The sequence below is a fragment of the Kaistia nematophila genome (assembly GCF_026343855.1).
Classification (GTDB): domain Bacteria; phylum Pseudomonadota; class Alphaproteobacteria; order Rhizobiales; family Kaistiaceae; genus Kaistia; species Kaistia nematophila.
This window is the reverse complement of the sequence record NZ_JAPKNK010000006.1, coordinates 164,532-180,932: the sequence shown is the minus strand read 5'-3', so window position 1 is coordinate 180,932 and position 16,401 is coordinate 164,532. Positions and strand designations below refer to the sequence as shown.

Genomic DNA, 16,401 nt, shown 5'->3' with positions numbered 1-16,401 from the left:
GTCCGGCACCCCAGGCGCTCCAGAGCCCGTGCCACCCCTACCCCATGGGCCAGCCATCGGCATCGAGGCGACGAGGCTGGAGGCGGCGGGTGAGACGTTGGGCGGCGCGGCTGTCGAGCCAGAGGTCGGCGACGCCGATTTCGCCGCTGTCGAACATCAGCTCGAGGCGCTTCTTCACCACATCGTGGTGCCATCGGCAGCACGGCTGCCACATCGAGCTATCCCAGAACTTGGCCTGGTCGCCTCGGTGCGGCTCAACGTGATCAGTGACATCGACGGCGGTCACCTTGCCGACCGCCTTGCAGCCAAGACAGCACGGATGCTGTCGCTTGAACTGCTGCGACGCTCGATCCCAAGCGGCTGTGTAGCCGCGATGTCGGGACGAACCGCGATCGCGCTCATACACGACGTATATGCCGCGCTTGCCAGGTAGCCATACCCTAGGAAGACGAATGCCCGACCGCATCGCTGCGTGCCGGGCATAGAAATCCATCGTGGAGAGCGGGGATCCGCCTCCTGGGGGCGCCCTGCCACTCGCCGTTTCCGGTGCGACAGATCGAGCGCGCTCGTCCTGTGGCCAGCGTTAGGCCAAGAGCCGAAGCAGGTCAACCGGCACACTGACCTCCCTCACGCCTCCAAGCATGCGAACGGACACCATGGCGCGCGCCTGTCCCTGCTCAAAAGAGGCGACGCGCGCCTCGTAACCCACTAGCGGACCGGAGATAATCGTCACCGATGCATCTCTATGAATGAGATCCGGACTGGTCGCCCTGACCTGGTCGAACTCGCCGCAGTCCTGTGCATAGCGCAGCGCGTCTACCAGCTCCGACCGGGCGCGAACCGGCCGCTCGTTGTTCGTCAGGATGCCGCCGACGCCATCGACCTGGAGCAGCTGGTACCAGCGCGGGCAGGCCTCTATCGCGACGAACATATAGCCAGGGAAAACGGCCACCTGCACTTCGCGCTCGGCCTTCACATGCCGAGGCTTGATCCACTTCTTGCCCAGCGGCAGGTAGACCTCGAAGCCCGCTCTCAGCAGCCTGTCCCGCGTCGCCATCTCACGACGCGGGACAGTGTAGACGACGTACCAATCGAACTCGCCTGCCATCAAAGACCTACTTTCAGAATCATCAGCCGGCCCTCGTCACAGTCTGAGCAAGATCGGACGGCCACTGGCTCGGCACCTTGATGAACGGCATCCGCAGGTCGTTGGCGTTGAAGCGGAACAACGAATCCTGCGCCATGCGATCCGCCCAGGCATGGAACTCCGCCGTCTGATTGCCGGCAGCGTCCCGCACGGCAATGGTCACCAGAGCCGCAACTTCGTCCTGTTTCGGGACCGCGTTGGCCGACACGCCGATGCCTTGCCGCGCCTGCCCCCCGAGCGGAAAGGCCTGCTCGAACATGAACTTCACGCGCTCGCCGGCCTTCCACCGCCGCCAGAACACGGCCCACCACAGATCGGTCCCGGGCTCGATCGGCAGCGGCACGCCAGCCGGCGACACGCCGCCGGTTTTAGAGGCGAGATCCAGCCATTTCCGTTCTTCGATGAACGTGAAGAAGCGGCAATGAGCCCTGTCGATGCGCAGCTTAGCGATGAAGACCGGCACGGCCGCGCTCGCAGCGACTCGATCCGCCGCCGACAGCCGCAGCCAGCTGCCATGGGAACGGACGATGTTGTCGGTGTCCTGTTTCGGCCACTGTCGAAACTGAGACATGAACGCTTCGTCGGCCCGCGCAACTTCGGCCAAGGCCGCTCGCTCGGCGCCGGCATCGAGCTTCCTGCGAATTTCCGATCCCGATCCAAGCGGCGCGCGCGCCTCTCTCTCCAAGTCGTTATTAGAAGGGATCGTTCTATTGGATGCCGGTTCTGGACCGGCATCCCCATGCCGGTTCTGGGGCGGCATGGGGGATGCCGGTATACCGGCATGGGGGGAAGCCGGATCGATAGTAACGTCGTCCTCGTCATCATCGTAATCATCAAGACTATTGATGAATTCGGCCGGCCGCTTGTCGTCGAGCAGAACGCGATATTCATGCGAACGCTTGCCATTGTTCGGATGGAAGCGCTCCTGTTGCTGGACATACCCGCACTCGACGAGGATCGCGATCGCCGCCTGGACGGTCGAGCGTGCGCACTGCAACTGCTCGGCCATCTTCACCTGGCTGCGCGAACACCAGCCGCCGCGATCCGTGTGGCGACCGAGCATGCAGAGCACTTGCAGGGCCTTGCCCTTCAAGCGCGGATCCGTGGCGGCCTCGCCATGGATGATCGAATAGCGCGGCCCGCTCATGCCACGCCTCCCGGCGGTCGCGGCCGATCTAGGCCGAGTCTTTCCGCATGTCGCGCGATGCCGTGGACAACAGAAGAATGATCGCGCTCGAGGAAGCGGCCGATCTGCGGCAGCGACAGTTTCGTCTCCTTGGCGGCGCGATACATGATCTCATGGCGCGCCCGCACCAAGGCAGGGTTCCGCCGGTGCGAGAACAGCTCATTCTCGTTGAGGCCATCACGCAGCATCACCGCGGCGGCAATCGACAGCAGATGTTCCATGTCGACGTCCGGCGCCTTCCTCCGCGACGGCCGCGCGGCCACCACCTTGGCGGCACGCTCCCGCCGGCGGGCGACTGCCGCCGGCGCCAACAGAGGCGGCGGCTCGTCCCGCCGCACAGCAGTCGCCCCGGCCGCGATCTGGCCGCGCAGGCGCGCCACGGCGGCGCGCGCGGCGCCATCGGGCGGGTTCGCGCCATGGTGGATCAACAGCAGCGACAGGGATCGTCGGCAGGCCTCGATCCGCTGCCCGCGCGACATGGCGAGGTCTTCAGGTGTTGCGTGGTTCATGCCACCGCCTCCGGCGCTTCCAGCCCCCAGACGTCCCATCCCGGCCGCGCGCGGCGGGCGTTCAGCTCTATCTTGGGGAGGTTCGGGTAATAGGCTTCGATCATCTCGGCGAAGATCTCCGGCTTCGCCGAATGCTCGCCGACGGGCGCCTCGATCACCGAGGGCCATTGCTCGCCCATCGCCGGCGCAGGGATGTCGCCCCGCGTGCCGACGAGCAGCAGCTCGTGCTTGTTGCGGTTCCAGAAGCCAGTGCTGATCCGGTCCTTTAGCCAGATGAACTGCGCCTTGTAGGTGAAGCCCCAATGCTCCATGACGCGCAGCGCAGCCTTGATCATCGGCGCGGTCGCCCAGAGGAACAGCACCGAATCCTTCGCCGCGATGTCGCCGACCGGGCGCGCCACGATGTCGTTGGTCGGCGAGGTCGGATAGTGGTTGTCGGCCGCGCGATCCATGCCCGTCTCGCGGCTATAGACCTCGAACTGCCATTCCGGGTCGGCGTAGATCACGCCGAAGCGCTTTTCCGGCAACGCGCGCTGGCGAACTGCCAGTGCCGCCTCGCGACCGGCGCGCTTTGCCTTCTTCTCCGCCGTCTTTCGGTCGCGAAACTGGCGCGCCACGGCCGCGAAGGCGCGCGGATCGACGCTCTCGACCAAACGCTTTTGCTGGTCGATCGGCAAGGATGCGATGTCGGCCGCTGCTGAAACAGAGACGCGCCCGCCCTCGACGGCGCGGACCAGTTCGGCCGAGCCATGCGCCAGCACTTCGCGCGCCGTCGTGACGCTGCGATCCGAGACGTTCGCGGCGCGCGCCGCCTCGCCCTGGCTGACCTTCCGCAAATTTGCGGAAGGTTCGGTCAGGTCCGTTCGCTCGCCTTGGCGCATCGTCGCGACGCGCGCGGCGATGATCGCGCGCTGGCTCGGCGACAACTGACGGCGATGCAGGTTTCTCGACATGACATAGGCGAGCGGGTCGCTACCGCGAAACTGGCGCGTGTGAACCGTCGCGCCGACGGCGAGCGCGGCGCGGTAGCGGTTGCGGCCGTCGAGGATGGCGCCGTCGAGCAGCTCGATCGGCTCCTGCAGCCCGTTGGCTGCGATGTCCGCCATCAGGTCGTCGAAGGCGTCGCCCTCGATCAGCGGAAACAGGTTCGCCAGCTCGTGAAACGGCAGCTGGCCGACCGGCGCCGGCACATCGCCAGGCTGCCAGGGCGCCACCGTCGTCATGCCGCCTCCGCTGGCCGCGACAACGCGGCGTTGAAGGTCGTGATCATGTCGTTTGCGCGCTGCCGCGCCTCGGCATCGAGGTAGTAGCCCCGTCCCCAGAGCGTGCCGATCGAAATGTCGTGCGGCTTCAGTTTCCTGCGGATCTTGCAGATGAAGACGTCGATGATCTTGATGGCCGGCAGTTCGCCGTCATGCAGCAGGTCATAGGCAGCATTCATCAGCTGCTCCTTGCTGCAGACATCGCGCTTCAGCAGCGCCAGGAAGACCCGCGCCTCGTGTGGCGTCAGGCCCAGACCGGGCGGCAGGTGCAGATGAAGACCGGCGTCGCGCTCGAGCGTCGCGACACGGTCCCGGAGGATCGCGTTCTCGGCCTCGAGCATGGCCACCTTTGCCGCAAGATCAGCCATTGCGCGCCTGCCGTTGTTTCGGCGTGGCGCGGAACCAGGCGATGGCCAGGGCGCGAGCCATCGGCATCTTCATGCCCTTGCGCACGGTGGATTCGGCATGAGCCTGCCACTGGCGGGCCGACTTCGAACGGATCGTTGCCGTCAGGTCGGCCGGATCGAGCGAATCCTTCCATTCCGGCTCGGTCAGCAGTGCGGTGACCGCGCCGATCTCGGCCGAGGCCAGCGGCGCGCGCTGCGCATCGATCAGGATCTTCAGCATCCGCGCCGTGAAATTGACGCCGCGCCGCTCGGTAATCGCGCGCAGCCCGGCGATCGCCATCGTGTCGCCGACCTTGAAGATTCCCTGCGCCGGCGGGCTGCGCAGGATGCGCGCGCCCGCCTTTTCGCAGGCCTGATCCATGGCCACCGCGATCTCGTCGCCCGCGGCGAGCGCGGCGTAGTAGAGCTGGTTGCTCGTCATCGCGACGCGGTTGGAATTGTGCCGGACGAAGGCCATGGCGCGCAGCGCCAGCTCGGCCGCGTCGACCACCATGACGGGAATCGCGTCGATGCCGGGATGGCTCGCCGCGGCGATCGCCGTGTGCTGCCCATCGATCACCATCAACACGCCGTCATCGCCCTCGGCGCAGACCGGCGGCTTGAACGAATCCCACGACCAGTTCCCGACGATGCGGCGGATCAGGGTGACCGACTTGTCCGCCAGCTCGCGCTGATACTTTTCCTCGACGCAGAGCGTCGTCGGATCGACCCAGCGAAATTCAGGCCGGTCGGCCACGACTTCGTTCGGCTCGACACCAGCGATCGGAATCGCCTTGATCGGCCGGAAGCCCGGAACCATGGCGGCAAGGTCGCCGCCGGACACGTCATGCTCGCTCATACGCCATGCCTCCGTTCAATGAATTCAACGTGTTTCACCAGGTGTTTCGCGTGGAACCGGCGCTTCCGGCGGGTTCACCAGCCGCTTGCCCGTCTTGGGGTCGACGAGGAACCAGTAGGGATTGGCGTCGATCCAGAGGCAGAGCCGCAGCATGTTGCCGGCCGAGATCGGCTGCGCGCGTTCAGCGCGGCAGTGCGTGGCGTAGGAAATGCCGGTAATCGTGGCGGCTGCGCGCATGCTGACGCCGAGGATCTCGGATCGATGCGCATGGACGAAGAGGCCGAACGTCTGGCGATCGATGTCCCAGCCGATGGCCGCGCGCGCCGCGCTGTCTTGGGGCGACGCCATCAGACCATCCCCAGCGCGTTCTTGTAGAGTTCGAGGATTGCCTCTTCCTCTTCGCGCTCGTTCGGATCCTTCTTGCGCAGCGCCACGACCTTGCGCACCGTCTTGGTGTCATAGCCATGCGCCTTGGCCTCGCCGTAGACGGCCTTGATGTCGTCGGCGATCGCCTTCTTCTCTTCCTCGAGGCGCTCGATCCGCTCGACGAGCGACCGCAGCTGCGACGCGGCAATGCCGTTGACGTAGTCGCCGCCTTCGCCATCGCTGTCGGACTTGTCGTCGGCCGCAGATTTCGGATTGAGCGTCTTGCCCGGCCGGGCATGGCCGACTGCATAGGGATCGTAGACGTCCTCATGCTCGCTCATGCCGCGCCTCCGAAAAGCTCGGCCTGGCCGGCATCGGCGGCCGGCGTCATCAGCTCTTCCTGTTCGGCCAGCCAGCGCGGAATGGTGACGATCGCGCGCGAGGCGCCCGCCATGGCGACATCCAGATGCGCGAGCGCGACCCAGCGCGAATTGCGCAGGTCGCCATCACGCGACAGGCGGACGGCGCGATCCGTCCGGCCATGCACGAAGAGGTCGAGCGTCAGGATGGGAGCAGCCACGGCTCACCTCCCCGGCTCTGCACCTCGACATGTCGCGGGTGCCAGGCGCGAAGCCGCGACATCCATTCGCGCGCCACATCCATCCGGCTGCCACCGCGGAAGAAATCCCAGCCCTCGAGGCTTCGGATCGGCGCGGCCGTCTCGACATTGTTCGCCCACGGTCCGGGCGGATCACCAATCAGCTCGTCGCGCTCGCGCCGCAGCATGCGCAGATCCATGTCGGCGACGATGCCATGCAGATAGGCCGAGAGCGGCCAGTCCAGCCCAAGCCGGCGATAGATTTCGGCGTCGAGCCCCGCCTTCATGATCTTGAGAGTGCTCTGGATGACGCCGTTCACCGGCCGGCCGAGCCGGTCGATCGCCATACGGTCGAGGCTGGCGACGAACGGCGACGTCGGGTCGCCGATGAAGGCTTCGTGCGCGTCGTGCAGCAGGAAGGCCAGCGCGGCGTCGGTGTCGCCGCCGGTCTCCTGCAGCACGGCGTCGGCGCCGAGATAGGCGTGCTGCGCGGTCGAAAAGCCTCCGCAATCCAGCTTCGCCGTATGCCCGGCGAAGCGGTTGGTCAGCGAAAGCGGAATGGCGACATCGACCATCATGTCGATCGCCGAGAGGTCCGGCCGCGCCAGGTCGACCGCAAGGCCGGAGCGGGTCTGCATCCATCTCATGACTTCACCCAATCAATGACGGTGGAAACGATGGCGGCCCCGGTCAGGAGCAGCGCGGTCGCGCTGCAGAACCAGAGGCCGGTGATGCTGATGGCGCGCCAAAGCGTGTCGCGCGCCTCAGCCGGTGGGGTTTCGGCGAAGGTGCTCACTCGGTCCCCACGACACGAAGGACCGGCCCGCCCTTGGCCTGCGCGATGCCGAGGCGCAGGCCCGCCACGACGCGCTCAAGCGTGCCGGCGTTGCGGTCGAGAATTTCCAGTTCGGCGCCGGTAATCAGGCCATCGGCGAAGGCGGCCGCCGCCGATCCGAGCAACTCGGACGCCGCGCGCATCGTCTCGGTGTAGTGCGCGAGAACGGCGGCTGCGCTGCCCGCCTCCTCGGACGGGCCTTCCAGCCGGCGCCCGCCGAGATCCGCCATGACGGTCGTCACGAGCGGCAGTCCGCAATCGGCCTCGAGCACGAGCACGGCTGCCAGCGGAATGATCGCCTCGTCAGTGGCGACCTGCCAGCGCGAGACCTCGGATTTCGAGGCATGCGCGATGGCCTCGACGCGCTTCAGCCCGCCGCAGGCCTGGACAAGGTCGCGGGTGGCGGATTTCACGCGGTGGAACCAGGCGTCGGAGATGGGTCGGGACATGGTCGCCTCGGGCAAAGCTTTCCCGGCTCGGGAAACGCCATGAGGCTTTCCCAGAGTGGGAACGGTTTCGGTCTGTCAGAAGGGGAGCGTCGGAAACGCCTCAGGGAGGGCCGCGCAGATGTCGACCGTCAGGATGCTGATTCTCGCCAAAATGGAGCGGGCTCGGCTGAAGGAGATCCCGGCCCGCTCCAAGTCTGGGGAGGAAGGAACCTGCGCGCCGCCACATAGCGCGCAGGCCAGTCACGATCGTCCCGTAGACCATTCGACGATCGCTTCTCGGTCCGGCCGCAGCCGGAAGATCGGAGCCCTCGGCGGCGCGAAGACGGTCCACCATTGCCATGTCGGACTCGACGCTCATGCGCTTTCCTCCGCTTTGGGGCGCTCGACATCGTCCGGCCACGCGCCGTGCTCGGGCCATTCATCCGCGAACCATGCCACCAGGCGATCGTAAGTTCGCACGTTGAAGCCACGCCCATCTCGAAGGCGATGGAAGAACGTGTTGTCGTTCAGTGCCCGCTTTCCGACTGTCGCAGGCGAAATGTCTGTCGCCGCCTCAAAGGCGGCGGCCAATGCCAAAAGACTATGCCGAAGTGACTCTTCCATGAGCGCCAATATGCGGATTTATCCGCACATGACAAGAGGAAATTACCGCATGGCATCCGCACACGGAAAAGCGGAATAATCCGCACATGTCAGCAATCCGCGCAGATCAACTGAGGACGCTTCTCCTAAATGAGATGGAGGGGCGGACCGACCCCACCAGGCTCGCCCGCGACATCGGCAGAGGCAAGGATTACATCCGGGATTTTTTAGGCGGCAAGAAAGAGTCCATTGGCGCGGCCGAGCTGCTTGCGATCGAAGAAGTGCTGGGACTTCCGGCAGGAAGATTGACTGGCCGGGCTACGGCGGAGCCCTCGGCAGCGACGGCTCTGGCGCCCACTATCATTCCCGGCCATGAACTTGTCGGCGCTAAAGATCTTCCGGTTTATGCAGCCGCTATGGGCGGGCACGGACACGAGATCGTGACCTTCGATCCGATCGACTGGGTCAAGCGGCCGGTGATCCTTGAACGCGTAAAGGGCGCCTATGGCATCCTAGTGGTGAATACGTCGATGTCGCCCTTATACCGACCGAACGATATCGCACTCATCAACCCCCACCTTGCGCCGACGCCCGATACGGAGGTTGTGCTCTATCATATGCCTCCCAATGGGGAGTCAGAGGCGATGATTAAGACGCTGGTGAGCAGCGCCGCGAAAGAATGGCGGCTGCGTCAGTACAACCCAGCGCAAGACTTTAGTGTCGATCGAGTTGATTGGCCGGTCTGTCACCGCGTCGTCGGCAAATACGACAGGCGGTGAGTCGATGTGACAAAGGCCCGTTCGATGCCCGGGCCTTTCTCTTTCCTAGATCACGCAACATCAGAGAGCGGATCAGCCTCTAGCGGCATTCGTCCATATGCGGCGATAATAACCGCATCGGCATATTCCCCGGTCGTGTCATCGCCCGTCCTTGAGAAGGCAACGACACCCGTTCTTGTCTCCGACAGCCGCCGAGCTCTCGCCGAAGCCTCGTCCGCAGATCCCACCAAGACGGGCTGATCGGCCACTAGAACACCCCTCTTTGAGGCCTGGAACGATTGGACGACATAGTAGGTAATCATCGGACCCTCTCCCTGTTGGCCCTCTCACGCTGACTCCGAAAACAGAACAAAGCAAGAACGAAAAGGGGCAAATCTCGTGCGGATCGAGATGCGGAATTTACCGCATCTAGGGTTGACGTGCGGATTTTTCCGTACAATAGTTCCCCATCGGCGCAGGCATTCCGCCTCGCGCACCGAACCGAGCCCGGTTCCGATGGAGCGACCCATGAAGATCCACGCCAATTCGCTGCGCCATCGGCGCACCAACAAGAGCAACGAGACGGCCCTCGACGTCGCCCGTCGCACCGGCCGCCTGCCGGACCTGATGGCGTCCGAGATGATCGAGCAGGCATCGATCAGCGGCAGCTGCGACGCTGACCACCTGAAGCTCTGCGGCTTCACCCAGGGCGAGATCCTGCTGCACGCAGCCGAAGCCCGCCAGATCGCCGAGCGCCGGACCACCGAGCTTCTCGCGGCCTGACACGATCGTCAGGCCAGCGCGGCTTCGGCGAATTCCCCACCCGCCGAAGCCGCGTCGCCGGACGATCCTGTCCCGGAGACAACCCAATGAACAAGATAAGCCCCCTCGGGGTACCCGGAGTTGCAGAGGCGATATCGCCGATCATTCGCCTGGCGGAACAACTGGCTGAGACCGTGAAGGACTCTGCTGCTTCCCTCTCCATGGAAATCGTCGTCGATGCCGAAGCGCTGAAGGACGTCCATTTCCTGACCATCAGGACCGAGGGCGTCGCTATCGAGATAACCGGCCGCGAGGAATACGAGGCAAGCTACAGGTCAGTCAGGGCAGCAACAGACACCGACGCCTCGTGCATGGCCGCGACCAAGTTGGCCCCCAGCATCTGACACGATCGTCAGGCCAGCGCGGCTTCGGTCCCTGCCCCTCCCCCACCGAAGCCGCGTCGCCGGACGATCCTGTCCTTCGACGAGACCCCCATGAAAACCGTTCTGGATTTCTATGACGCCGTTCGCGGAAGCGAACGGGACGACTGGTTGGCGCTCGCCTTCCTGCCGGCGATGGCGGGACTGGTGATCATCTTCGCGATCGGCTTCGCGCCATGACGGTCATTTCCCCGGCCGATCAGCAAGCCCTGGCCCACGCCGCCGACCTGATGAGCGAGGCATGGCGCCTGCTCTGCGACGCCAAGCGCCTGCGCCAGCCGACGCCGCGCTCCGCCGTCAAAAAGGTGGCCCAGGTCGTCGCCACGGCCCTGCGCATCGCCAACGAACGCGCCCACGACGCCGCCCTTCTGGACGCGCTCGAAAAGTGGCTGGCCGAGGATGCAGCGCGATGATGGAGATCATCGTCGACAGCTTCGCCGGCGGCGGCGGCGCGTCCACCGGCATCGAGATCGCGCTGGGCCGCTCGCCCGACATCGCCATCAACCACGATGCCGAGGCGCTTTCCATGCACGCGGCGAACCATCCCGACACGCTGCACCTGCCGCACAATGTCTGGAAGGTCGATCCGCACGCGGTGACCGCCGGCCGCCCGGTCGGCCTGCTCTGGGCCTCGCCCGACTGCAAGCACTTCTCCAAGGCCAAGGGCGGCAAGCCCGTCGCCCGCAACATCCGTGACCTGGCTTGGGTCGTCGTCCGCTGGGCGCGCCAGGTGCGGCCGCGCGTGATCATCCTCGAGAACGTCGAGGAGTTTCAGGGCTGGGGACCGCTCCGCGAGGACGGCATGCCGTGTCCCGAACGGAAGGGCGAAACGTTCAGGCAGTGGACCGACGAGCTGCGCAAGCTCGGCTACAAGGTCGAATGGCGCGAGATGCGCGCCTGCGACTATGGCGCGCCGACGATCCGCAAGCGCCTGTTCCTGATCGCGCGCCGCGACGGCCGGCCGATCATCTGGCCGAAGCCGGCGCATGGTGACCCGAAGTCGGAGGCTGTGAAGTCGGGCAAGCTGCGGCCCTGGCGCACCGCCGCAGAGATCATCGACTGGTCGCTGCCGTGCCCGTCGATCTTCCTGACGAAGGAAGAGGCGCGCGCCGTCGGCGCCAAGCGGCCGCTGGCCGAGGCCACCATGGCGAGGATCGCCAAGGGCGTGCAGCGCTACGTGCTGGATGCCGCCAAGCCCTTCGTCGTGTCGTTCCGGCACGACCAGGTCGGCCGCGCCATCGACGAGCCGCTGGCAACCGTCACCGCTAACAGCTTCATCAAGCGGCCCGGCGGCGCCGTGCCGCTCGGTCTGGTCACGCCCTTCACCGCGCCGCTCACCCATCAGGGCGGCGACCGCGCCCATTCGCTCGAGGAGCCCGCCCGTACCGTTACGGCCGCGCACCGCGGGGAAGCCGCGCTTGTCGCTCCGGTTCTTTCCTATGCGCAGCAGGGCGGCGCGGTCCGTTCGCCGGAGACGCCCCTGCACACGATCACCGCGTCGTCGAAGGACCAGAACTGCCTCGTCGCGCCGCACCTGATGACCATGCGCAACGCGCAGAAGCCCTTCAATGGCGCGGACGAACCGACGCACACCGTCACAGCCGGCGGCGCAGGGCTCAGCGTGGTTGCGCCCCATCTCGTGCCGCGATACGGCGAGCGAGACGGTCAAGAGCCGCGCACCATGCAAGCCGATGGGCCGATCGGGACCATTGTTCCCGATAGCAACCAGGGCAGTCTCGCTGCCATCCATCTCTCGCGGCAATTCGGCGCTTCGATCGGCAGCGCGGCCGACGCGCCTGTCGGCACGATCACCGCCGGCGGCGGCGGCAAGACAGCGCTCGTTGCAGCCTTCCTTGCCCAGAACAACTACCAGGAGCCCGGGCACGACGCGCGCGAGCCGATGTCGACCATCGTCGCGAAGGGCAGCACGCAGTCGGTTGTCTCGGCCGGCATCCTGAACCTCAAGGGCAGCGATCGGCGCGACGCCGAGATCGACGAGCCCGCGCCGACGATTTGTGCCGGCGGCGGCCATGTCGCCGAGGTCCGCGCCTTCATCGCCAAATACTACGGCTCGACCGAGGACGGCCAGCCGGTCGACGAGCCGTTGCACACCGCCACCGCCAAGCCGCGCTTCGGTCTGGTGACGGTCGAGATCGACGGCGAGCCCTATGCGATCGTCGACATCGGCATGCGCATGCTCTCGCCGCGCGAGCTGTTTCGCGCCCAGGGCTTCCCTGACAGCTACATCATCGACCGCGGCGCCGACGGCGCGCCGCTGACCAAGACCAGCCAGAACCGCATGTGCGGCAACTCGGTCTGCCCGCCCATGGCGGCGGCACTGGTCGCGGCGAACTACGCGGTCGAGGACGTCGATCTTCCCGCCCCTTCCGACATTGGCCCACTCTTTATGGAGGCTGCAGAATGAGCCGCAACTATCTCGTTTGCGCGGGCTGCCATCGGCCGCTCGACATCGGCGACCGCTACTATCCCGGCATCTGTTGCACGCTCGGTGTTTGCTGCGCGCCGACCTTCGATGCACTGCTCCAGGAGCCGACCAGCTTCGTCGAGCGGGACGACGACACGATGCCGCTCAGCCGCGAGAAGCGCCAGGCCATGCTCGACGAGCACCTCGCCACCGGCGGGCGCATGACCGACTCCATGGCGCTCGAGGTGGTCGAATGACCAAGCGCCGCGACATCACACCGGCCATGCGCCAGCAGGCGAACGACTTCCTGCACTGGCGCCAGGCGCGCGGCGGCGCCGTCCGCTGGGATCGAGGCGGAGCCGCCGCCCGCCGGCGCAACCGCGAGCGCCGCGACGAGATCGCGTCGACCGGGCTGATGCCGATCGACAGCTTCCTGCTCAACGAAGGAGTCCTGCCATGAGGGCGGAACGCATCGTTCTGATGATCCTCGTCTACGGCGCGGCGATCCTCGGCGTGACCGCCTATGCCGTGTTCTGGCTTGACCGGTCCGGCTGGTGGTTTCTGCTCGCCATAATCCTGGCCGGCGGCGCCGAGTTCACCTTCTCCGAGAAGAAGGACCGGCCATGAACGAGCCCAAAGCCAAGGACCGCCCCATGCTGTTTTCGGGGCCGATGGTCCGAGCGTTACTGGACGGCAGAAAAACGCAGACGCGCCGCCGGCTGGACGCCTGGACCGACGAGCCACTGGCATACGTCGAGGCTGGCGCGATCGAGGCCCTCGACGCCGACGACCGTCCCTATCGCTGGCCTCGGACCCATGCGGTCGGTGATCGTCTTTGGGTGCGCGAGGCATGGAAAGCGCACAGCACGTTCGAGGGGGTTCCGCCTCGCGATGTCCCGCCGTCAGGTGTGTTCTATCTGGCTGATGACAGCTATTCGCCTTCGGGATCGCGCGGCCGTCCTAGTGTGTTCATGCCCCGATGGGCGTCACGGCTGACCCTCACCGTGACCGACGTCCGCGTCGAGAGGCTGCAGGACATCAGCAAGCCCGACGCCATCGCCGAGGGCCTCATTCAGTTGCGGACAACCCGGCGATGGGTCGCCAGCAAGGGAGACCAGTATCTGGGATACGCGCACGCCGACCCTCGGGTCGTCTACGGCTGGCTCTGGAACACGATCAACGGCGATGGCGCCTGGGAGGCCAACCCTCGGGTTGCCGCTTACACCTTCACCATCGCTGACCGGAACATCGAAGCGGAAACAGCATGACGACAGAGATCAACGAGCGCGATACCTTCGTCGAGCACGGCGAAGTCGGCGTCAGCCTCTATCAGCTTGAGTGCGCGATCCAGACATGGTCCGCGCTGCAGAGCCGCGAGACGTCGATCGCCGAGGCTGCGACGACGTTCAATGTCCGCCCCGAACTGGTGCGCGAAGTTGTGGAGGCGAATATCTGGATGTCCGTGACTGGCCACGAGAGCGATCCGACGCAGCAGTTCATCGAGCACGAAGGCAGCGACGAATGACCGAATTCACAATCCGCGACCTCGTCGAGGAATTCGGCCTCACCCTGCGCACCCTCCGCTTCTGGGAAGAGCGCCAGATCCTGAAGCCGGCGCGGCGAGGCGCCATGCGCATCTACTCGGACGCCGACCGCGAGACCGTCCGCCGGATCACGGCCTGGTCGGATGCCGGTCTCACGCTGCTGGAGATCCGGGAGATGTTGTCGATGACAGCACCGGCTCGCAATGCCTTCTTGCGACGGCGCCTGCCGGAGATCCAGACGGCGGCCGAGCAGTCTCATGCGCGGCAGGCGGCCGCCCTCCAGAGCGTACTGGCCGGCCTCGCCGCCGAAGAGGAAGCGGCATGAGCAAGCGGCTCCGGCTCGATCCAAAGCAGCAGGGTAGCGACAGCGGGCGGATATCCGCATCGAAGTCGGGCAACGCAACCAGTGAACGCGCGGACGGGGCCTTGCTACTTCGACGACAGAGCGCAGATACTCGCACCGACGAGCGATTGATGGAGTTTGTCCGGATCCTCGCGCGCAAGGCAGCCAGAGATGACTACCGCGCAAGGAATCAGTGGCCCAACAACGACAACGTCGAGAGGATCTGATCCCGTGCGGGTAGCGCTCTACGGCCGTTACTCATCGGACATGCAAAGCGCTTCGTCGATTTCGGATCAGTTCCGAATTTGCCGGGACCATGCAGCTCGCCTCGGCTGGACGATAATCGAAGAATACTCGGATCACGCGATATCCGGGTCCTCCATGTTGAGACCCGGGATTCAGGCGCTTATGTCGGATGCCATCGCCGGCCGGTTCGATATCGTGCTGTCGGAAGCGCTCGATCGCATCTCCCGGGACCAGGAGGACATCGCCGGCTTCTTCAAGCGGATGATGTTCAGCAGCGTCCGGATGGTCACCCTTGCAGAAGGCGAGATCAATCAACTTCACATCGGGCTCAAGGGGACAATGAACGCCCTCTTCCTCAAGGACCTGGCTGACAAGACACGCCGAGGCCAGCGGGGTCGAGTCGAGGCCGATCGGTCGGGCGGAGGCAACTGCTACGGCTATGACGTCGTCCTGACCCTGGGAGATGCGGACCGCGGCAAGCGGACCATCAATGCGGCCGAGGCGGAAGTCGTCCGTCGAATCTTCAGGCAATACGCCATCGGCCAGTCCCCGATGGCAATTGCGTCAGCTCTGAACGCTGCTGGTGTCGCCGGCCCTCGCGGCGGAGAATGGTCGGCAAGCACGATCAACGGAAACCGGAAGCGCGGCATCGGCATTCTGAACAATGAGCTCTACCGCGGACAGCTGATCTGGAACCGACAGCGGTTCCTCAAGGATCCGATCTCCGGCAAGCGGATCGCCCGGGAAAACCCCGAGACAGAATGGATCATCCGAGATCGACCGGACCTGCGGATCGTCAGCGACGAAGAATGGCAGACCGTCCGTGACCGGCAGGAAAGCCTGACGCGCGAGGATTTCGGCCAGAAGCCGCTAAATGCCCGGAAGCGCGCGAAGTATCTCCTATCGGGCCTCCTGGTCTGCGGTGAGTGCGGCGCCAACTATGCAGTGAGCGGCAGGGATCACCTGCAGTGCAGCAGAGCCACCAACAAAGGCACATGCGCCAATCGACGCCTCATCCGGCGCTCGAAGGTCGAGCGCGCCGTCCTGGATGGCCTGCGCTTCAATCTGCTCGAGATGGATGCCTTCCAGGAATTCTGCGACACCTACGTCCGTGAGACCAACCGCCTGCAGGCGTCGATCCTGGCCACGATCCAAGCCGATGAGGCGGAGATCGCGAAGATCGATCGGGATCTCGGCCGCCTGGTCGATGCCGTCCTGGCAGGAACGCTCTCCGACGACGTCGTGCGAGAAAGGAGCCAGAAGCTGGAGGCGCGGAAGACAATCCTGGCTGACCGTCTTGCCGGGGCCAAACGCCCGCCCCCTGCTCTTCATCCTCGAATGGCCGACAATTATCGGAAGCAGATCGAGGAGTTCTACGAGCAGCTCCAGGACGAGACGGCCAAGCCGGAAGCGATGGCCCACATCCGGAGCCTCGTCGAGCGGATCGAGATCACGATCCGGGGCGACGAAGTCATCCTCGATGTGGTCGGAGAATTGGCTGGAATCCTCACGATCGCCGCAAATGAAAAAGCCCCAGCCGTTAAGGCCGGGGCTTATCAAGTTATGCTGGTTGCGGGGACCAGATTTGAACTGATGACCTTCAGGTTATGAGCCTGACGAGCTACCGGGCTGCTCCACCCCGCGTCACGCGCGGCGACTTCCGTCGTCGCGCAGGGGTGATATAGACGGACACCCGACCTTTGT

The 16,401-nt window shown here is 65.4% G+C and carries 28 protein-coding genes and 1 tRNA gene; 14 read left to right on the top strand and 15 right to left on the bottom strand.

Annotation, left to right across the window (positions count from 1 at the left end):
* Positions 1–37: 37 nt before the first annotated feature.
* From OSH07_RS15460 to OSH07_RS15395, 14 genes are all read right to left on the bottom strand, one after another.
* Positions 38–493, bottom strand: a complete 456-nt coding sequence (locus tag OSH07_RS15460; protein WP_266339566.1) for an HNH endonuclease — start codon at positions 491–493, stop codon at positions 38–40.
* 90 nt (positions 494–583) lie between these two features.
* Entirely contained in the window at positions 584–1,108 is a 525-nt protein-coding gene (nusG, locus tag OSH07_RS15455) for a transcription termination/antitermination protein NusG (protein ID WP_266339565.1), read from the bottom strand.
* Positions 1,109–1,130: 22 nt separating this feature from the next.
* Entirely contained in the window at positions 1,131–2,294 is a 1,164-nt protein-coding gene (locus tag OSH07_RS15450; RefSeq protein WP_266339564.1) for a helix-turn-helix domain-containing protein, read from the bottom strand.
* Complete coding sequence (locus OSH07_RS15445; RefSeq protein ID WP_266339563.1) at positions 2,291–2,842, bottom strand: helix-turn-helix domain-containing protein; 552 nt, start codon at positions 2,840–2,842, stop codon at positions 2,291–2,293. Before OSH07_RS15445 ends, OSH07_RS15450 begins: the two co-directional genes overlap by 4 nt.
* Positions 2,839–4,065, bottom strand: coding sequence for an MT-A70 family methyltransferase (locus tag OSH07_RS15440; protein ID WP_266339562.1), 1,227 nt, complete (start codon positions 4,063–4,065; stop codon positions 2,839–2,841). The genes OSH07_RS15445 and OSH07_RS15440 overlap by 4 nt, the downstream gene beginning before the upstream one ends.
* Positions 4,062–4,472 carry a helix-turn-helix domain-containing protein gene (locus OSH07_RS15435; RefSeq protein ID WP_277614290.1) on the bottom strand — a complete coding sequence of 137 codons (411 nt, stop codon included), beginning with the start codon at positions 4,470–4,472 and terminating at the stop codon, positions 4,062–4,064. Before OSH07_RS15435 ends, OSH07_RS15440 begins: the two co-directional genes overlap by 4 nt.
* Positions 4,465–5,349, bottom strand: coding sequence for a DUF6551 family protein (locus OSH07_RS15430; protein WP_266339561.1), 885 nt, complete (start codon positions 5,347–5,349; stop codon positions 4,465–4,467). The genes OSH07_RS15435 and OSH07_RS15430 overlap by 8 nt, the downstream gene beginning before the upstream one ends.
* Positions 5,350–5,373: 24 nt before the next feature.
* Positions 5,374–5,697, bottom strand: a complete 324-nt coding sequence (locus OSH07_RS15425; RefSeq protein ID WP_266339560.1) for a hypothetical protein — start codon at positions 5,695–5,697, stop codon at positions 5,374–5,376.
* Positions 5,697–5,924: a DUF2312 domain-containing protein gene (locus OSH07_RS15420; RefSeq protein WP_266339688.1), complete on the bottom strand. Its 228-nt coding sequence runs from the start codon at positions 5,922–5,924 to the stop codon at positions 5,697–5,699. The genes OSH07_RS15425 and OSH07_RS15420 overlap by 1 nt, the downstream gene beginning before the upstream one ends.
* 128 nt (positions 5,925–6,052) lie before the next feature.
* Positions 6,053–6,295: a hypothetical protein gene (locus tag OSH07_RS15415; RefSeq protein WP_266339559.1), complete on the bottom strand. Its 243-nt coding sequence runs from the start codon at positions 6,293–6,295 to the stop codon at positions 6,053–6,055.
* The gene (locus OSH07_RS15410) at positions 6,277–6,951 is read right to left on the bottom strand and encodes a hypothetical protein (RefSeq protein WP_266339558.1); all 675 of its coding nucleotides are present in this window, start codon (positions 6,949–6,951) and stop codon (positions 6,277–6,279) included. The genes OSH07_RS15415 and OSH07_RS15410 overlap by 19 nt, the downstream gene beginning before the upstream one ends.
* 5 nt (positions 6,952–6,956) lie before the next feature.
* Entirely contained in the window at positions 6,957–7,109 is a 153-nt protein-coding gene (locus tag OSH07_RS15405; RefSeq protein WP_266339557.1) for a hypothetical protein, read from the bottom strand.
* The gene (locus OSH07_RS15400; protein ID WP_266339556.1) at positions 7,106–7,597 is read right to left on the bottom strand and encodes a hypothetical protein; all 492 of its coding nucleotides are present in this window, start codon (positions 7,595–7,597) and stop codon (positions 7,106–7,108) included. The genes OSH07_RS15405 and OSH07_RS15400 overlap by 4 nt, the downstream gene beginning before the upstream one ends.
* Before the next feature lie 354 nt (positions 7,598–7,951).
* Entirely contained in the window at positions 7,952–8,209 is a 258-nt protein-coding gene (locus OSH07_RS15395) for a hypothetical protein (RefSeq protein ID WP_266339555.1), read from the bottom strand.
* Between the two features lie 77 nt (positions 8,210–8,286).
* Here OSH07_RS15395 and OSH07_RS15390 point away from each other — a divergent pair, with 77 nt between their 5' ends.
* The 14 genes from OSH07_RS15390 to OSH07_RS15325 all read left to right on the top strand — a co-directional run bounded on the left by OSH07_RS15390 (position 8,287) and on the right by OSH07_RS15325 (position 16,308).
* Positions 8,287–8,958 carry a S24 family peptidase gene (locus tag OSH07_RS15390; protein WP_266339554.1) on the top strand — a complete coding sequence of 224 codons (672 nt, stop codon included), beginning with the start codon at positions 8,287–8,289 and terminating at the stop codon, positions 8,956–8,958.
* Positions 8,959–9,465: 507 nt separating this feature from the next.
* Positions 9,466–9,720, top strand: a complete 255-nt coding sequence (locus OSH07_RS15385; RefSeq protein WP_266339553.1) for a hypothetical protein — start codon at positions 9,466–9,468, stop codon at positions 9,718–9,720.
* Positions 9,721–9,806: 86 nt separating this feature from the next.
* Complete coding sequence (locus OSH07_RS15380) at positions 9,807–10,103, top strand: hypothetical protein (protein WP_266339552.1); 297 nt, start codon at positions 9,807–9,809, stop codon at positions 10,101–10,103.
* Between the two features lie 90 nt (positions 10,104–10,193).
* Positions 10,194–10,319: a hypothetical protein gene (locus tag OSH07_RS15375; protein ID WP_266339551.1), complete on the top strand. Its 126-nt coding sequence runs from the start codon at positions 10,194–10,196 to the stop codon at positions 10,317–10,319.
* Entirely contained in the window at positions 10,316–10,552 is a 237-nt protein-coding gene (locus tag OSH07_RS15370; RefSeq protein ID WP_266339550.1) for a hypothetical protein, read from the top strand. Before OSH07_RS15375 ends, OSH07_RS15370 begins: the two co-directional genes overlap by 4 nt.
* On the top strand, positions 10,549–12,564 hold the full coding sequence (locus OSH07_RS15365) for a DNA cytosine methyltransferase (RefSeq protein WP_266339549.1): 2,016 nt from the start codon (positions 10,549–10,551) through the stop codon (positions 12,562–12,564). The genes OSH07_RS15370 and OSH07_RS15365 overlap by 4 nt, the downstream gene beginning before the upstream one ends.
* Complete coding sequence (locus OSH07_RS15360; RefSeq protein WP_266339548.1) at positions 12,561–12,821, top strand: hypothetical protein; 261 nt, start codon at positions 12,561–12,563, stop codon at positions 12,819–12,821. The genes OSH07_RS15365 and OSH07_RS15360 overlap by 4 nt, the downstream gene beginning before the upstream one ends.
* Positions 12,818–13,024 carry a hypothetical protein gene (locus tag OSH07_RS15355; protein ID WP_266339547.1) on the top strand — a complete coding sequence of 69 codons (207 nt, stop codon included), beginning with the start codon at positions 12,818–12,820 and terminating at the stop codon, positions 13,022–13,024. Before OSH07_RS15360 ends, OSH07_RS15355 begins: the two co-directional genes overlap by 4 nt.
* Complete coding sequence (locus OSH07_RS15350) at positions 13,021–13,191, top strand: hypothetical protein (protein WP_266339546.1); 171 nt, start codon at positions 13,021–13,023, stop codon at positions 13,189–13,191. Before OSH07_RS15355 ends, OSH07_RS15350 begins: the two co-directional genes overlap by 4 nt.
* Positions 13,188–13,832, top strand: coding sequence for a hypothetical protein (locus tag OSH07_RS15345; RefSeq protein WP_266339545.1), 645 nt, complete (start codon positions 13,188–13,190; stop codon positions 13,830–13,832). The genes OSH07_RS15350 and OSH07_RS15345 overlap by 4 nt, the downstream gene beginning before the upstream one ends.
* Positions 13,829–14,089, top strand: coding sequence for an RING finger protein (locus tag OSH07_RS15340; RefSeq protein WP_266339544.1), 261 nt, complete (start codon positions 13,829–13,831; stop codon positions 14,087–14,089). The genes OSH07_RS15345 and OSH07_RS15340 overlap by 4 nt, the downstream gene beginning before the upstream one ends.
* Positions 14,086–14,433, top strand: coding sequence for a MerR family transcriptional regulator (locus tag OSH07_RS15335; RefSeq protein ID WP_266339543.1), 348 nt, complete (start codon positions 14,086–14,088; stop codon positions 14,431–14,433). The genes OSH07_RS15340 and OSH07_RS15335 overlap by 4 nt, the downstream gene beginning before the upstream one ends.
* The gene (locus tag OSH07_RS15330) at positions 14,430–14,678 is read left to right on the top strand and encodes a hypothetical protein (RefSeq protein WP_266339542.1); all 249 of its coding nucleotides are present in this window, start codon (positions 14,430–14,432) and stop codon (positions 14,676–14,678) included. The genes OSH07_RS15335 and OSH07_RS15330 overlap by 4 nt, the downstream gene beginning before the upstream one ends.
* On the top strand, positions 14,623–16,308 hold the full coding sequence (locus OSH07_RS15325) for a recombinase family protein (RefSeq protein WP_338149887.1): 1,686 nt from the start codon (positions 14,623–14,625) through the stop codon (positions 16,306–16,308). Before OSH07_RS15330 ends, OSH07_RS15325 begins: the two co-directional genes overlap by 56 nt.
* Here OSH07_RS15325 and OSH07_RS15320 read toward each other — a convergent pair.
* Positions 16,265–16,341, bottom strand: a tRNA-Met gene (locus tag OSH07_RS15320). The genes OSH07_RS15325 and OSH07_RS15320 overlap by 44 nt on opposite strands.
* Positions 16,342–16,401: the final 60 nt, after the last annotated feature.

Excerpts from the sequence above, each read along its gene's own strand:
- OSH07_RS15460 (WP_266339566.1), bottom strand. The coding sequence starts at position 493 with ATGGATTTCTATGCCCGGCACGCAGCGATGCGGTCGGGCATTCGTCTT.
- nusG (WP_266339565.1), bottom strand. The coding sequence starts at position 1,108 with ATGGCAGGCGAGTTCGATTGGTACGTCGTCTACACTGTCCCGCGTCGT.
- OSH07_RS15450 (WP_266339564.1), bottom strand. The coding sequence starts at position 2,294 with ATGAGCGGGCCGCGCTATTCGATCATCCATGGCGAGGCCGCCACGGAT.
- OSH07_RS15445 (WP_266339563.1), bottom strand. The coding sequence starts at position 2,842 with ATGAACCACGCAACACCTGAAGACCTCGCCATGTCGCGCGGGCAGCGG.
- OSH07_RS15440 (WP_266339562.1), bottom strand. The coding sequence starts at position 4,065 with ATGACGACGGTGGCGCCCTGGCAGCCTGGCGATGTGCCGGCGCCGGTC.
- OSH07_RS15435 (WP_277614290.1), bottom strand. The coding sequence starts at position 4,472 with ATGGCTGATCTTGCGGCAAAGGTGGCCATGCTCGAGGCCGAGAACGCG.
- OSH07_RS15430 (WP_266339561.1), bottom strand. The coding sequence starts at position 5,349 with ATGAGCGAGCATGACGTGTCCGGCGGCGACCTTGCCGCCATGGTTCCG.
- OSH07_RS15425 (WP_266339560.1), bottom strand. The coding sequence starts at position 5,697 with ATGGCGTCGCCCCAAGACAGCGCGGCGCGCGCGGCCATCGGCTGGGAC.
- OSH07_RS15410 (WP_266339558.1), bottom strand. The coding sequence starts at position 6,951 with ATGCAGACCCGCTCCGGCCTTGCGGTCGACCTGGCGCGGCCGGACCTC.
- OSH07_RS15400 (WP_266339556.1), bottom strand. The coding sequence starts at position 7,597 with ATGTCCCGACCCATCTCCGACGCCTGGTTCCACCGCGTGAAATCCGCC.
- OSH07_RS15390 (WP_266339554.1), top strand. The coding sequence starts at position 8,287 with ATGTCAGCAATCCGCGCAGATCAACTGAGGACGCTTCTCCTAAATGAG.
- OSH07_RS15385 (WP_266339553.1), top strand. The coding sequence starts at position 9,466 with ATGAAGATCCACGCCAATTCGCTGCGCCATCGGCGCACCAACAAGAGC.
- OSH07_RS15380 (WP_266339552.1), top strand. The coding sequence starts at position 9,807 with ATGAACAAGATAAGCCCCCTCGGGGTACCCGGAGTTGCAGAGGCGATA.
- OSH07_RS15375 (WP_266339551.1), top strand. The coding sequence starts at position 10,194 with ATGAAAACCGTTCTGGATTTCTATGACGCCGTTCGCGGAAGCGAACGG.
- OSH07_RS15370 (WP_266339550.1), top strand. The coding sequence starts at position 10,316 with ATGACGGTCATTTCCCCGGCCGATCAGCAAGCCCTGGCCCACGCCGCC.
- OSH07_RS15365 (WP_266339549.1), top strand. The coding sequence starts at position 10,549 with ATGATGGAGATCATCGTCGACAGCTTCGCCGGCGGCGGCGGCGCGTCC.
- OSH07_RS15360 (WP_266339548.1), top strand. The coding sequence starts at position 12,561 with ATGAGCCGCAACTATCTCGTTTGCGCGGGCTGCCATCGGCCGCTCGAC.
- OSH07_RS15355 (WP_266339547.1), top strand. The coding sequence starts at position 12,818 with ATGACCAAGCGCCGCGACATCACACCGGCCATGCGCCAGCAGGCGAAC.
- OSH07_RS15350 (WP_266339546.1), top strand. The coding sequence starts at position 13,021 with ATGAGGGCGGAACGCATCGTTCTGATGATCCTCGTCTACGGCGCGGCG.
- OSH07_RS15345 (WP_266339545.1), top strand. The coding sequence starts at position 13,188 with ATGAACGAGCCCAAAGCCAAGGACCGCCCCATGCTGTTTTCGGGGCCG.
- OSH07_RS15340 (WP_266339544.1), top strand. The coding sequence starts at position 13,829 with ATGACGACAGAGATCAACGAGCGCGATACCTTCGTCGAGCACGGCGAA.
- OSH07_RS15335 (WP_266339543.1), top strand. The coding sequence starts at position 14,086 with ATGACCGAATTCACAATCCGCGACCTCGTCGAGGAATTCGGCCTCACC.
- OSH07_RS15330 (WP_266339542.1), top strand. The coding sequence starts at position 14,430 with ATGAGCAAGCGGCTCCGGCTCGATCCAAAGCAGCAGGGTAGCGACAGC.
- OSH07_RS15325 (WP_338149887.1), top strand. The coding sequence starts at position 14,623 with ATGACTACCGCGCAAGGAATCAGTGGCCCAACAACGACAACGTCGAGA.